This window comes from Micromonospora sp. WMMD975, assembly GCF_029581215.1.
GTDB lineage: Bacteria > Actinomycetota > Actinomycetes > Mycobacteriales > Micromonosporaceae > Micromonospora.
Map to the genome: position 1 here is coordinate 4170830 of NZ_CP120739.1, position 13714 is coordinate 4184543.

Annotated in this window: 10 protein-coding genes; 5 read left to right on the forward strand and 5 right to left on the reverse strand. The window is 76.5% G+C overall.

Annotated elements, in window-relative coordinates:
- Positions 1–5: 5 nt before the first annotated feature.
- Positions 6–2972 carry a LuxR C-terminal-related transcriptional regulator gene (locus O7613_RS18065; RefSeq protein ID WP_282289380.1) on the reverse strand — a complete coding sequence of 989 codons (2967 nt, stop codon included), beginning with the start codon at positions 2970–2972 and terminating at the stop codon, positions 6–8.
- A gap of 84 nt (positions 2973–3056) precedes the next feature.
- On the opposite strand from O7613_RS18065, the gene O7613_RS18070 reads away from it, so the two are divergent.
- From O7613_RS18070 to serS, 5 genes are all read left to right on the forward strand, one after another.
- Positions 3057–3473 (forward strand): hypothetical protein, encoded by a 417-nt coding sequence (locus O7613_RS18070; RefSeq protein WP_282289381.1) that lies wholly within the window; start codon positions 3057–3059, stop codon positions 3471–3473.
- Positions 3470–4606, forward strand: coding sequence for an alcohol dehydrogenase catalytic domain-containing protein (locus O7613_RS18075; protein ID WP_282289382.1), 1137 nt, complete (start codon positions 3470–3472; stop codon positions 4604–4606). Before O7613_RS18070 ends, O7613_RS18075 begins: the two co-directional genes overlap by 4 nt.
- Before the next feature lie 31 nt (positions 4607–4637).
- On the forward strand, positions 4638–5813 hold the full coding sequence (locus O7613_RS18080) for a saccharopine dehydrogenase NADP-binding domain-containing protein (protein WP_282289383.1): 1176 nt from the start codon (positions 4638–4640) through the stop codon (positions 5811–5813).
- Positions 5814–5903: 90 nt separating this feature from the next.
- A complete protein-coding gene (locus tag O7613_RS18085) occupies positions 5904–7097 on the forward strand; it encodes a MerR family transcriptional regulator (RefSeq protein WP_282289384.1) in 1194 nt (397 codons plus the stop codon).
- Positions 7098–7508: 411 nt separating this feature from the next.
- Positions 7509–8795, forward strand: a complete 1287-nt coding sequence (serS, locus tag O7613_RS18090) for a serine--tRNA ligase (protein ID WP_281587238.1) — start codon at positions 7509–7511, stop codon at positions 8793–8795.
- On the opposite strand, the gene O7613_RS18095 is transcribed toward serS, so the two are convergent.
- The 4 genes from O7613_RS18095 to O7613_RS18110 are packed head-to-tail and all read right to left on the reverse strand — an operon-like array spanning position 8779 to position 13601.
- The gene (locus O7613_RS18095) at positions 8779–9720 is read right to left on the reverse strand and encodes a cytochrome c biogenesis CcdA family protein (protein WP_281587237.1); all 942 of its coding nucleotides are present in this window, start codon (positions 9718–9720) and stop codon (positions 8779–8781) included. The genes serS and O7613_RS18095 overlap by 17 nt on opposite strands.
- Positions 9717–10307 carry a redoxin domain-containing protein gene (locus tag O7613_RS18100; protein ID WP_282289385.1) on the reverse strand — a complete coding sequence of 197 codons (591 nt, stop codon included), beginning with the start codon at positions 10305–10307 and terminating at the stop codon, positions 9717–9719. Before O7613_RS18100 ends, O7613_RS18095 begins: the two co-directional genes overlap by 4 nt.
- 22 nt (positions 10308–10329) lie before the next feature.
- Positions 10330–11796 (reverse strand): NADH-quinone oxidoreductase subunit NuoF family protein, encoded by a 1467-nt coding sequence (locus O7613_RS18105; RefSeq protein WP_281587235.1) that lies wholly within the window; start codon positions 11794–11796, stop codon positions 10330–10332.
- On the reverse strand, positions 11793–13601 hold the full coding sequence (locus tag O7613_RS18110; RefSeq protein ID WP_281587234.1) for a hypothetical protein: 1809 nt from the start codon (positions 13599–13601) through the stop codon (positions 11793–11795). The genes O7613_RS18105 and O7613_RS18110 overlap by 4 nt, the downstream gene beginning before the upstream one ends.
- Positions 13602–13714: the final 113 nt, after the last annotated feature.

A 13714-nucleotide genomic window follows, 5' to 3' on the forward strand; every position in this document is an offset into this window, starting at 1 on the left:
TCGGGTCAGATCAACCGCAGCTCGCGGGCCCGCCGGACCGCCTCCCGGCGGCGGGTCGCGTCGAGCTTGCGGTAGATGTTGCGCACGTGGGTCTTCACCGTGTTGACCGACAACGACAGCTCGGCGGCGATCTCCACGTTGGTCAGGATGCTCTGCAGGTAGCGCAGGACGGTCACCTCCCGCTCGGTGAGCGGCTCGTCCAACCCCCGCGCCGGCACCTCCGGCGTCCCGTCCGCGCGTCGCGCGTCCACGTCGCGTACCAGGTCGTCCACGGTCGCCCAGTACGCCGTGCCGGTGTCCCGGTGGGTGGCCAGCAGGTCGCGTACCCCCGGCTCGGCCCGGGTGAAGACGCGCCGGCATCCCTCCGGCTCGGCCAGTGCCAGCACCTCCTCCAGCAGCCGCCCGGCCCGCCGCCCGTCCCCCGCCGCCCCGGCCAGCGCCGCGTCGAGCAGTCCGGCCCCCAGCCGGACCGGCAACGGCCAGCCGGTCGCGGCCGGATCGGTCCAGTCAGGCAGCGCCCGCTCGGCCGCGCGGGAGTCACCGGACCGCAACCACAGCCGGGCGGACGCCAGCGCCAGCGCCGGATCGGTCGGCTCGCCGCCGCTCGCGTCCAGCAACGCGCGGGCCCCGCCCAGGTCACCGGCCGCGGCGCGGAGCTGGGCCTCACCGGCGGTGAGCCAGGCCGCCAGCTCGCCGCCGGGCGCCACCGTCCGGGCCGCGGTGAGCGTGCGCGACGCCGCCGCCGGTTCGCCGCCGTCAGCGAGCAGCCCGGCCCGGCAGAGCGCCGCCAACGCCGCCCCGCCCGGCTCCGCGCCGGCCGGCCCGGCGAGCGCCAGGTGGGCCGTGGCCTCCGCCGGCCGGTCCCGGTGCCAGGCCGCGAACGCCAGCGCCAGGTACGCGTAGCCGCAGTCCGCCCGCGACGACCAGCCCTGGCAGGGCGGCATCGACAGGGCCGCCCGGGCGTGTTCCTCGGCGGCACGCAGCGCGCCCCGGGCCGCTTCCAGCACCGCCGACCGGCTGGCGCAGAGCAGCTCGGTACGCGGCCGTCCGGCCCGCCGCGCCGCCGCGAGCGCCGTGCCGAACCATCCGCCCGCCGCCGACAGGTCCCCCTCGGCCAACGCCACCAGCCCCAGCGCGGCGCCCGCGACCGCCCGTACATCGTCCGCATCGACGCTCCCGGCCCGCGGGTCGACGCCGGGACCGCCAGGCCCGCCAGGCGCGGTGGGCGCGGTGGGCGCAGTGGGCGCGCCGGGCGCGGTGGGCGTGGCGGGCGCGGTGGGCGTGGCGGGCGCGGTGGGCGTGGCGGGTCCGCCGGAGACGGTGGGCGCGGTGGCGAGCAGGCGGTCGGCGGCCCGGCGTACCCCCTGGTGGTCGCCGGCCAGCCGGGCCAGGCTCACCTCGACCGCGGTGGCCAGCCGGCGGAACCGGTCGCGGCGCGGCGCCGGGAGGCCGGCGGCGTGGACGACCGCCCGGCGCAACTGCCCGTCGGCGGCGGCCGGGTCCCCGGCGTACGCCCGCTCGGCGGCTGCCGCCAGCGCCAGCTCGGGATCCCGGCGGACCGCCTCGGCCGGCGGCTCCGGCGGGGCCGGCGCGGCAGCCCGGTCCGGCTCACCCGGCGCCAGCTCCGGCCAACGGGTGATCAGCAGGTCGGTGGCGTCGGCCCACTCGCCGGCGGCGAGCGCGTGCCGCAGCGCCTCGGCCGGCCGGTCGTGCGCGGCGAACCAGCCGGCCGCCCGCCGGTGCAGCTCGCGCAGCTCGTCGGCGGGCAGCCGGCCCAACTCGTCGCGGAGGAGGTCGGCCAGGAGCGGGTGCGGCCGGTACCAGGGCGGGCTGCCACCGTCGGACTGCACGAAGCCACCCTCCCGGGCCGCCTCGGCCAGCAGACGCCCGGCGTCGGCCCGCCCGGTCACCGCGACCGCCAAATCGGCGTGGAGCGCGACCGCCACCGCGCCGAGGCGCAGCACGTCGCGGGCCGCCGGCTCCAGCGGCGCGAGCACCTCGCCACGCAGGTACGCGGCCACGTCCGGCTGGTCGCCGGTGAAGTGGTCCACCGCGCGCGCCGGGTCGACGCCGGCGCCGAGCGTCAGCGCGGCGAACCGCAGCCCGGCCGGCCACCCCGCGGTCCGCGAGGTGAGCCGGGCCACCGCCTCGGCCGGCACCGGTACGCCGTGCGCGACCAGCAGGTCGGCCGCCTCGTCGGCGGTGAACGACAGCTCGTCCGGACCGAGCACGGTCAGCTCACCGGCCAACCGCCACCGGTGCAGCGACAACTGCGGTTCCCGCCGCGCGGCGGCCACCAGCCGCAGCCGCCCGTCGCCGTGGCGGAGCAGGAACTCCAGCCCGGCCAGCGCCGCCGGGTCGGTCACCCGGTGCAGGTCGTCCAGGACCAGCAGCACCTGGTGCTCCCGCTCGGCGAGCGCGGCGGCGAGCGCCTCCAGCTGCTCCGGCCGGGGCGGACCGTCCGGCACCGGCGGGGGCGGTCCGTCGTCCGGGTTCCCGGCGACGGCGGTGCGCAGCGCCGCGGCCAGGTACGCCCAGAGCCGCCCGGCGGTGTCGCCGTCGGCCACGCTCACCCAGACCGGCGCCGGACCGGACCGCGCCCGCGCCCAACCGGACAGCAGGGTCGTCTTGCCCCAGCCGGCCGGCGCGCGGAGCAGGGTGACCGGTCCCGCCACGCCCCGCTCCAGCCGGTCCACGAGCCGGGGGCGCAGCAGCGCCGGTTCCGGCGGCGGTGGCGGCGCCAACCGGGAGGCCAACAGCGGCGGCCCGGCGGCCCCGCTTGGCACGGCGGCCCTACTTGGCGCGGCGGTCCCGGTTGGCGCGGCGGTCCCGATGGACGCGGCGGCCCCAGGCGGCACGGCGGCGAACCGGGCCCGGTCTGCCTCCTGCGGCATGCGTCCCTCCCCCCGTCGGTGCGCGGGGCGGTTACCCGGCCCGCGCCGGTTCACCCCTTCGGGGCGAACCCGGGTCACCCGGGCCGCCGCGACCGTGGAGAAACACGGGTGGCCGGCCGCGCACCGCCGGCCGCCGCAGTGACCGCGACCTCGGGAGGGCCCGTGGCTCGGACCGGACGACTCGCCGTCGGCGTACTCGCCGTGGTGGCCGGCGGCGCGCGTGCCCTCGTACGCCGGCGGGCCGCCACCGATCCGCGGCCGGCGCGCTGGCAGGTGGTGACCGTGACCGGGCGGCCCGAGGAGGTGCTCCCGGCCGGCCGGTGGCCCGAGCCGCTGCGCCGGCTCGACGGCGCGGTCGAGGTGTGGGCCCGCCCGGCCCCCGGCGGACGCGGCACCGAGCTTGCGGTACGCCCGCTGGGCGGGACACCGGCGCTGCCCGGGCTCGCCGCGCACCTGGTCGGCGACGACCCGGGCCGGTTCCTGCGGCAGGTGCTCCGCGAGACCCGGCAGCTCCTGGAGACCGGCGAGGTGCTGCGGGCCGACCGCTCGCCGCTCGACCGCCCAGGGGCGACGGGGTGAGGGCGCTGTGCTGGGAGGGCGCCGGCGCGCTCGCCGTACGCGAGGTCCCCGACCCGGAGCTGCGCAACGCCCACGACATGATCGTCCGGGTGCGCCGCAGCATGACCTGCGGCGGCGACCTGCCGTTGCTGGCCGGGCGGGTGCCCGAGGCGGCGGCCGGTGAGGTGCTCGGGCACGAGTTCCTCGGCGAGGTGGTCGAGGTCGGGCCCGGCGTACGCCGGCACCGGCTCGCCGACCGGGTGGTGGTCGGCGCGGCGGTCGCCTGCGGAGCGTGCTGGTTCTGCCGGCAGGGGCTGCTGGCCTGCTGCGACAACGGAACCGGCGGCGCGGCGGCCGAGCCGGAGTGGGGACCGCCCGCCGCCGGGTGCTACGGCCGGCCGACCCGCCTCGGCGGCTTCGCCGGTGGCCACGCCGAGTACGTCCGGGTGCCCTACGCCGACGTCGGCGCGTACCCCGTCCCGGAGGAGGTCGACGACGACCGGGCGGTCTTCGCCGCGGACGCCGCGCCGGCCGGCTGGCACGGGGTGGAGCTGGGCGGCGTCGCGCCGGGCGACGTGGTGGCGGTCTGGGGCGCGGGCGCGGTCGGCCAGCTCACCGCCGGGGCGGCCGTGGCCCGCGGCGCGGCCCGGGTGATCGTGGTCGACGAACACGACGACCGGCTGGACATGGTCGCCCGGCACACCGGCGCCGAGCCGCTCCACCACCGGTCCGTGGACGTCCTCGCCGAGCTGCGGGAACGCAGCGGCGGCCGGGGGCCGGACGTGTGCGTGGACGCGGCCGGCCCACCGTCGGCCCCGGCGCGGTGGCCGACGGCCGGGCCGGACGGCGGGGTGGCGCTCCGCGAGGCGGTGCACGCCTGCCGCAAGGGCGGCACGGTGGTGGTGCTCGGCGGCGGGACGCCGTTCGTGGACCGGTTCCCGCTCGGCGCGGTGACGGACAAGGGCCTGACCGTACGCGGCGGCAGCCGGGCCGGGCCGGACGCCATCCCCGCGCTGCTGGACCGGATGGCCCGGGGCGAGCTGGTCACCGAGCACCTCGCCACCCACCGGCTGCCGCTGGACCGGGGCGCACTCGGGTACGCGCTGTTCCGCGACCGGGCCGACGGATGCGTCCGGACGGTGTTCACCCCGTGATCCCGGCCGGTTCGGATGGCACACTCGGCGGATGCCCACCGACCGCCCGTACGACCTGGTCCTGTTCGGCGCCACCGGCTTCACCGGCGGGCTCACCGCCGAGTACCTGGCCCGGCACGCGCCGGACCGGCTGCGCTGGGCGCTCGCCGGGCGCAACCCGGCCAGGCTGGCCGCCGTACGGGACCGGCTGGCCGCGATCGACCCTGGGCTGGGCGAGCTGCCGCTGTGCACCGCGGACGTGACCGACCCGGCGTCGCTGCGGGCGGTCGCGGAGAGCGCCCGGGTGGTCGCCACCACGGTCGGCCCGTTCGTGCACCACGGCGAGCCGCTGGTCGCCGCCTGCGCCGCCGCCGGCACCGACTACCTCGACATCACCGGCGAGCCGGAGTTCGTCGACCTGATGTACGTGCGGCACCACGCCGAGGCGGCGCGCACCGGGGCCCGCCTGGTGCACGCCTGCGGCTTCGACTCGATCCCGCACGACCTGGGCGTCTGGTACACGGTCAAGCAGCTCCCCACGGACGGCCCGGTCGCCGTGGACGGCTACGTCCGGGCCGGCGGCCGGTTCTCCGCCGGGACCTACCACTCGGCGCTCACCGCGTTCTCCCGGACCGGCGAGGCGAGCCGGGCGGCGAAGGCCCGCCGGGCGGTCGAGCCGCGACCGGACGGGCGGCGGGTGCGCGCGGTGCCGGGCAAGGTCGGGCGGGTACGCGAGTTCGGCCAGTGGGCGGTGCCGCTGCCCACCATCGACCCGCAGGTCGTCCGCCGATCGGCGGCAGCCCGCCCGGAGTACGGCCCGGACTTCCGGTACCGGCACTTCGCGGCGCTGAAGCGACTGCCCACGGTGCTCGTCGCCGGGGCCGGGCTGGCCGGGGTGATGGGGCTGGTGAAGCTGCCGCCGACCCGGCGTTGGCTGCTCGGCCGGCTCGCCTCCGGGCAGGGGCCGAGCGCCGAGCAGCGGGCGAAGTCCTGGTTCCGGGTGCGGTTCGTGGGCACCGGCGGTGGTCGGCGGGTGGTGACCGAGGTGGCCGGCGGCGACCCCGGCTACGACGAGACCGCCAAGATGCTCGCCGAGTCGGCGCTCTGCCTGGCCTTCGACGACCTGCCGGAGACCGCCGGCCAGCTCACCCCGGTGGCCGCGATGGGCGACGCGCTGCTGGACCGCCTGGTGCGCGCCGGCATCACCTTCCGCACCCTGGAGGGGTAAGGCGGGGCCCCCGCTTAACGCATTTGGTAGAGGCGGGGCCCCCGCTTAACACCTCGGGACGTTGACCCTCGACCTGGTGGAGGGCACAGGATGACCGCCGTGGAGAGCGAGCTTCGCAGCATCGGTGAGCTGGCCCGGGCCAGCGGGTTGACGGTGAGCGCGCTGCGGTTCTACGACCGCTGCGGCGTGCTGCCGCCGGCCCGGGTGGACCCGGTGACCGGCTACCGCTGGTACACCGGGGACCAGGTGGCTCCGGCCCGCCTGGTGGCCGGGCTGCGCCGCGTCGGCATGCCGCTGGCCGGCATCGCGGAGGCGCTGCGGCACCGGCACCGTCCGGCCGAGGTGCACCGCCTGCTGGACGCGCACCTGCGCCGGCTGGAGGACGGCCTCACCGACGCGCGCCGCGAACTCTCCCGGATCCGTAGCCTGATCGACCCGGAGGAGACCGTCGTGACCACCCGCCTCGTGCTGTCCCGCACCGACCTGACCGCCGCCGTCGCCGCGGTACGCTTCGCCGTCGGCGCCGACCCGGAGCTGCCGGCCCTGAGCGGCGTGCTGCTGACGGTCGAGCCGGACGGCGTACACCTGATCGCCACCGACCGGCACCGGCTGGCGGTGGCCCGGGTCGACGCCACGGTCGACGGCCCGCCGGTGGGCGCGTTGCTGCCGGTGGCCGCCGTGGACGAGCTGCGCGCGTTGCTGGACACCGACGCGGCCACCGTGGAAGCCGTCGTCGCGGACCGGGTGACGTTCTCCGTCGCCGACCGTACGCTGACCGCCGCCCCGCTGCCGTACGACTTCCCGGACTACCGCCGGCTGCTGCGCGCACAGCTCGTCGACGCCCCCGCGTACCGCATCCCGGTGGACGGCGCGGCGTTGCGTACGGCGCTCCTCGCCGACGGCGTTCGGGTGTGTCACCGCACGCACGACGGCGTCGCGCACGAGGTGGTCGCGCTCGGCCTGGACGGCCGGGGTGAGCTGCGGCTGGTCGACCCCGCCGCCCCCGACGGTGGCGCGGGCGGCGCGGGCGGCGCGGGCGGTGGCGCGGGCGGCGCGGGCGGCGCGGGCGGTGGCGCGGGCGGCGCGGGCGGTGGCGCGGGCGGTGGCGCGGGCGGCGCGGGCGGTGGGCTGCGGGTCGGGCTGAACCGGGAGTACCTGCTCGACGCGCTCGACGCCGGTGGCAGCCAGCTCGTGCTGGAGCTGGACGGGCCGATCACGCCGCTGGCGGTGCGCCGGGCCGACGACGCGCGCGCGTTCTCCGTCCTCATGCCGGTGCGCCTCTGAACGCCGCGGGCACCAGGGCCGACGGTCGATCACCGTCCGTTACGTCGGCTCGTCGCCCACCGACCACCCGCGGTTCCCTTTGCTCTGCAGCCACCCGCGCACCAGGCGACGGATAGTTTACCGCTGCCTGGATGGCTGCAGAGCAAAGGCAGAACGGGGGCATGCCGGACGGATGGCGGATCCTTGAGGTTGACCAGTTCAAGGGGCACGCGTCAACTTGCACAAACGAGAACGCAGACGAACGTCCATCACACAGAGCAACATCGGGCCGTCATCGGCGCCCCATGACGCGCAGTGACCGGAAGGCGACCAACCAGGCGAGCGGTGGAGAGCCCGGCCCGGGTCGGCGGGGCGGCGACGGTAGCATCTTGGGGTCCCACCTGACTGCCTGGACGGAGGCGTACGAGCAGCATGCTCGACATGGAGTTGATCCGGAAGGATCGCGAGGCGGTGGCGACCGCGCTGGCGAAGCGTCTGGATCCCGCCGAGGTCACCCGGGCGCTTGACGACGTCCAGCGGCTCGACCAGGAGCGACGCGCCCTGATCACGGAGATCGACGCCGAGCGGCAGCGCCGCAAGGCCGAGGCGCGCGCGTACGCGGAGGCGAAACGGTCCGGCGCCACGCCACAGCCGGTCGCCCCGGAGGCCGAGCGCAAGCAGCTCGCGGAGCTGGAGTCCCAGCTCGACGAGGTGCAGTCCCGGCTGCGCTCGGCGATGAGCGAGCTGCCCAACCTGCCCGCCGACGACGTCGTCGCCGGCGGCAAGGAGGCCAACCGGGTGGTACGGACGTTCGGCGCGGCGCCGGCCATCGAGAAGGTCCGCGACCACGTGGAGTTGAGCCGCGCGCTCGGCCTGGTCGACCACGAGCGGGGCGTGAAGCTCGGCGGCTCCGGCTTCTGGATGTACACCGGCCTGGGCGCCCGCCTGGAGTGGGCGCTCGTCAACTGGCTGATCGAGCGGAACGTCCACGCCGGATACGAATTCCTGCTCCCGCCGCACCTGCTGCTGGACACCGCCGGTTTCGCCGCCGGGCAGTTCCCGAAGTTCTACGACGACGTCTACCACCTGGACCGGCAGTCCGCCCCGCGCGGCCAGTTCCTGCTGCCCACGGCGGAGACGGCGATCCTCGGCGCCTACCAGGACGAGATCCTGGAGACGTCGAAGCTGCCGTTGAAGGCGTTCGCCTACACGCCCTGCTACCGGCGTGAGGCGGCCGGCTCGCACTCCGACGAGCGGGGCACGGTGCGCGGCCACCAGTTCAACAAGGTGGAGATCTTCCAGTTCACGCTGCCGGAGCAGGCGGACGCCGCGCTGGAGGCGATGGTGGGCCACGTCGAGGGCCTGGTCGACGCGCTCGGCCTGCACTTCCAGACCAGCCTGCTGGCGGCCGACGACGCCAGCGCCTCGATGAAGAAGACGCTCGACGTCGAGGTCTGGATGCCGAGCACCGGGAAATACAAGGAGGTGTCGTCGGTCTCCTGGGCCGGCGACTACCAGGCCCGCCGGGCGGCCATCCGCTACCGGGAGCCGGGCGGCAAGCAGACGCGGTTCGTGCACACCCTCAACGGGTCGGCGCTGGCCACCAGTCGCCTGTTCCCGGCGATTCTGGAGCAGTGCCAGCAGCCTGACGGCTCGGTGGTGGTGCCGGAGGTGCTGCGCGACAAGCTCGGCACCGACCGCCTCACTCCGACCCGCTGATCACCGCACGCGCCGGAGCCGCGCCGCTCGCGGAAGCCGCGCTACTCGCGGGGGCCTCGCTGTTAAGCGGGGCCCCCGCCTCTACCGAATGCGTTAAGCGGGGGCCCCTCCTTACCACCACGCCCAGCGCGAGCAGCGCGAGCGCGAGCGCGGCCAGCAGGGCGGGGCCGGCGGAGTCGAGCGTGCGTACCAGCGTCTGCTGGACGGCGGCGGCGGCCACCACCACCGGGTCGCCGAAGGCGTCGTGCCGGCCCAGGGCCAGCCGCACCTCGTACCAGCCGTACCAGGCGACGTAGCCGCCGGCGACCAGCAGCACCAGCCCGCTCAGGCGCGGCACCCACGCGCCGGCGCCGCGCAGCCGGGCCACCACCCGGCCGCGCAGCAACGCCACCGCGAGCGCGGCCACGCCGACCACCAGGGCCATCCCGAGGGCGTACGCGCCGAACAGCGCCAGCCCGCGCAGCGGTGAACCGGCCCGCAGGCTTGTCACCACGATCGCCAGGAACGGCGCGATCGCGCAGGTGAGCGACGTGAGCGCGTACGCGGCGCCGAACAGCGTCATGGACGGCCAGGTGCGGGTGAGCCGGGGCGCGGTGGTGAACGGTCGCGGCGCGGGCAGCCGCCGGCCGGCGAGCAGCCAGACGCCGGCCAGCGCCAGCAGCACGCCGAGGGTGACGGTCAGCCAGGGCAGCCGGGGGCGCAGCCAGTCGGCGGCCGGCGCCACGGCCAGCCCGAACGCGCCGAAGACGAGCGCGTACCCGAGGGTCAGGCCGGCCGTCGCGGTGAGCGCCCGGCCGACCGCGCCGCGTCCGTCGCCGGGGCCGGCGACAAGCAGCGACAGGTACGCGGGCAGCATCGCGAAGCCGCACGGGTTGACCGCGCCGAGCATGCCGGCGGTCAGCGCGAGCAGCAGCGCGCCGGTCATCCCCGGGCCAGCGTCTCGACCTGCCGGGTCAGCGCGTCGCCGTCCAGGAAGCCCTGGTGGACCACTTTGCCGTCCCGGTCGAGGACCACGAACGTGCTCTGCTCGACCACCTTGAACCGGCGCCACACCGCGCCGGCCCGGTCGTCGAGTTGCGGGGTTCCGGCCAGGTCGAACTCGGTGACGAACTCCTTCATCGCCTTCTGCTCGCCCAACCCGGCGACGCCGACGATCGGCACGGTGTCCCGGTACTTCGGGGCGATCTCGGCGACGGTCCACGCCTGGCTGGCGCAGGTGGCGCACCAGGGCGCCCAGAACCAGAGCACGACCGGCCGTCCGGCGAGGGCGGCGGCGGAGAACGCCGTACCGTCGAGGGTCTTTCCGCCGAACGACAACGTCTTCGGCACCGCGGCCGGCACCACCGGCGTGGTCGGCGACGCGGTGGTGGTCGGGGCGGCGGAGGGCGCGGCGGCCACCGCGTCCACCGGCGCGGCGGTCCGGGCCGGGCCGACCGCGCAGGCCGCCGTGCCGGCGAGCGTGGCGGCCAGCACGGTGGCGGCGCCGAGGTGTCGGACGGTACGGGGTGGCATCGGCGGCTCCTGGAGTGGCCGGCTAGTCGGACTTGACCAGCCGGAGCGCGAGTTCGGGACAGACCTTGACCGCCTTGAGCGCGCCCTCGCGCAGCCACGTCGGCACCGGGGTGGGTGGGAAGGCCGGGTAGCCGTTGCCGTCGAGCCGGATGAAGTCCGGCACCACGTGCGCGCAGAGCCCGTGGCCGTCGCAGCGGGACCAGTCCAGGGTGAGTTTCTGCGGGTTGCCGTCGGGCGAGCCGGGCAGACCCATCACGCCCTTGACCCGCTTGCCGCAGCCCTCGCCGGTGGCGTGCAGCCGCAGGTCGTCGGCGAACACCTCCATGGCGGACAACGCGAACCGGGCCGTGCCGTCCGGGTGGCTGCACGCGCCGCGGCCCTTGACGTCGCCGGCCGCGGCCCGGACCAGCTCGATCGGCGCGCTGCCGGAGACCGCGAGGTCGACGGAGCGGGCCAGGTCGGGCAGGCCCATCTTGCACGGGCCGCACTGCCCGGCGGACTCGCCGGCCAGGTAGCGGACCACCTGGGCGGCCTCGCCGAGCGGGCAGGTGTCGGCGCCGAGCGGCACGATGATGCCGGCGCCGAGCGTGCCGCCGACCGCGGTGAGGCCCTTGCGGGAGACCTCGGCCCGGTCGGCCGCCTCGGCGGTGATCCACTTGCCGTGGTAGCCGCCCATCAGGATGCCCGGCCCGGGCGGCACCTCGCACAGGTCGAGGATCTCGCGCAGTGGGGTGCCGGCGGCGCACTCCACCACGGCCGGCCGTTTCGCCGATCCGGTGACGGTGAGCAGCACGGTGCCCGGCTCGTCGTCGGTGCCGAGCGCCGCGTACTCGTACGGGCCGATCCGGGCGGCGATGGCGAGCTGGGAGTACGTCTCGGCGTTGGAGAGCAGGGTGGGCAGCCCGTTGACGCCGGAGTCGCTTGACCGCTTCTTGGTGCCGGGCGGGATGTGCGGCAACCCGTTGATGCCGTTGACGAGCGCGCCGCCCTCGCCGGAGATGAACCGGTGCGGCACGGTGACGATGGTGGTCGGCACCGGCATCCGCCGTTCCTGCAACGCCTCGGTCAGCGAGGGCCGGCCCACGTCGTCGTCGGCCACCCCGATCACGATCTCCTCGGCGTCGAGCGCGAACGCGGCGAGCGCGGCGCCGTCCAGGATGAGGTGCGGGGCCCGGGTGAGCAGCACCTTGTCCTTCCAGCTGGCCGGCTCGCCCTCGGTGGCGTTGACCACCACCACGGCGGCGAGATCCTGCCGCTCGCAGGACTCGAGCACCGCGCGCAGCTTGCGGGCGAACGGGAAGCCCGCCCCGCCCTTGCCCTTGAGGTCGATGGCCTCGGCGAGCCGGAGCAACGCGGCCGGCTCCATCGGGCCGATCGGGCCGTGCACCTCCTCGTGCGCGAGCAGGTCGAGCCGGCCGAACTCGGAGAACCCGGCGGTGAGCCGGGGCTCCCCGACGCAGGCGACCGGCGGGACGGTCGTCCGCATCACCGGGCCTCACCCCGCAGCCCGGCCCAGTACGCACCGTCGACGGCGTCCGCGTCGGCCTTCTTGCGGCGGCCGGAGCGGGTCTCCTTGGTGGCGCGCATGGCCCGGCGGGAGGCGAGGTCGACGAGCGTGGGAGTGTCGTCGACGAACGCGTCGTCGTCGGCGGCGTAGCGGGCCGGCGGACGCCAGTAGTCCGGCTCCTCCGGCACGTCCTCCTCGTCCCGGTAGCGCCGGCCGGTGCCGCTGCGAGGCTCGGCCGAGATCGGGGTGCCGGAGATCGGACCGGCCGAGACGGGACCGGCCGAGATCGGCTCGCTCGCCCAGCGGCGCGGGCTGTCCCACGGCTCCTCCGCCTCTCCGCTCGGGCGCGGCGGCGCGGAGTAGCGGGCCACCTCGGCCGCGGTGGCGTACCGGCTGCTGTCCGGCGGCGCGGAGTGGCGGCCACCGGTGTCCGGCGGGGCGGAGTGCCGGCCACCACTCTCCGGCGGCGCGGAGTACTGCGCGGCCATGTCCTCGTCGGCCCGGGACCGGCGGCTGACCCGCTCCTCGGTGTCGCGGCGGCGACGGCGGGACCGTTCCTCGTCCCGCCGGCCGACCGGTTCCAGCTCCTCGGTGTTCCGCCGGACGGCGGACACCCGCTCGGAGTCCCGGCTCCGGCGCGCCGGCTCGCGCTCGTCGTCGCGTACCCGGGTGGTGGGCACTCGTTCGTCGTCGCGGCGGCGGGAGGTGCGCCGCGCGGCCGGGGCCTCCTGGGTCCGGGCGCGGCGGGCCGGCTCGGCCGGCTCCTCGCTGCGTCGCCGGGCGGCGGCGGCGCGGACCGGCTCGCGCAGCGACCCGGGCTCCGGCACCACGGGCACGGCGAAGCGCTCGGGGTCGCGCTGCCGGGCGGTGCCGGCCGGCGCGGTCCAGGTGGCGGTGGCCTCGGCCCAGCGGCCCTTGTTCGCGCCGCTCTCCTCCTTGCCGGCGGCCTTCTTGCGGGTCAGCGCCGCGAACACGCCGGTACGCTCCTCGCCCTTGCCGGCCATCGCCTTGTTCAGCGCGGCGGCCTGGTGCTGTTCGCGGCTGCGCTTGCCGAGGTGGACGGAGAGGCGCACCAGCAGCGCCACCAGCACGAGCAGCACGCACACGAGGTAGCTGAGCACCACCCAGCTCTTCGCGGCCCGGCCGGCGTTGAGCCCGTGGAAGAGCGCGAACGGCCAGGACACGTACGCCATCGAGTGCAGTGAGCGCCAGAACCACTTCGGACCGACGCCGGCGAACCGGACCCGGATCAGGCCGGTCCAGAGCACGCCGACCATCAGCAGCGCGGCGACGGTGCCCAGCCCGACGTAGAGGCCGTTGCCGCCGACGAACGGCACCACGGCGTCGGTCGGACCAGCCCGGCCGATCGCGATCTTGGTGATGACGTGGAACACCAGCCCCGCCACGCCGAGCACGCCGGTGGCGCGGTGCGCCGACTGGAGCAGCACCCGGTGCCGGATGAGCAGCACCAGCCGGTCCGTGGCGAGCAGCCCCAGCATCACGGTGAGGCTGAGCGAGACCAGGGCGACCACCCCGGCGAAGAACTCGGTGAAGAAGAATCCGTACGAGTACATGACGCCGCCGGCGCCGGCCAGCTCCACACCCGCCCACAGGAGGCCGAATGCGGAGGCGCCGAGTGCCACCATCGCGGACTTCGACATGGTCCGGACACCACGGCTGCTGGTGGTGGTCCGGACGGTCGTCGACTTCTCGTTCTGCTGTGCCCGGCCCATCTGCTCCTCGATCGTCTCGCGGCGGCGCCCCCACCGGCCGACCCTGCTCCCCACTCAGGTACGGAGCGACGGCCCGGACGGATCACCTCCGGTGGCGAATTTCTCGACCTCTTCCTCGAACCGTCCCGACCGGACGCGCGTGTAGCGCCGAACGCAACGACGGATGC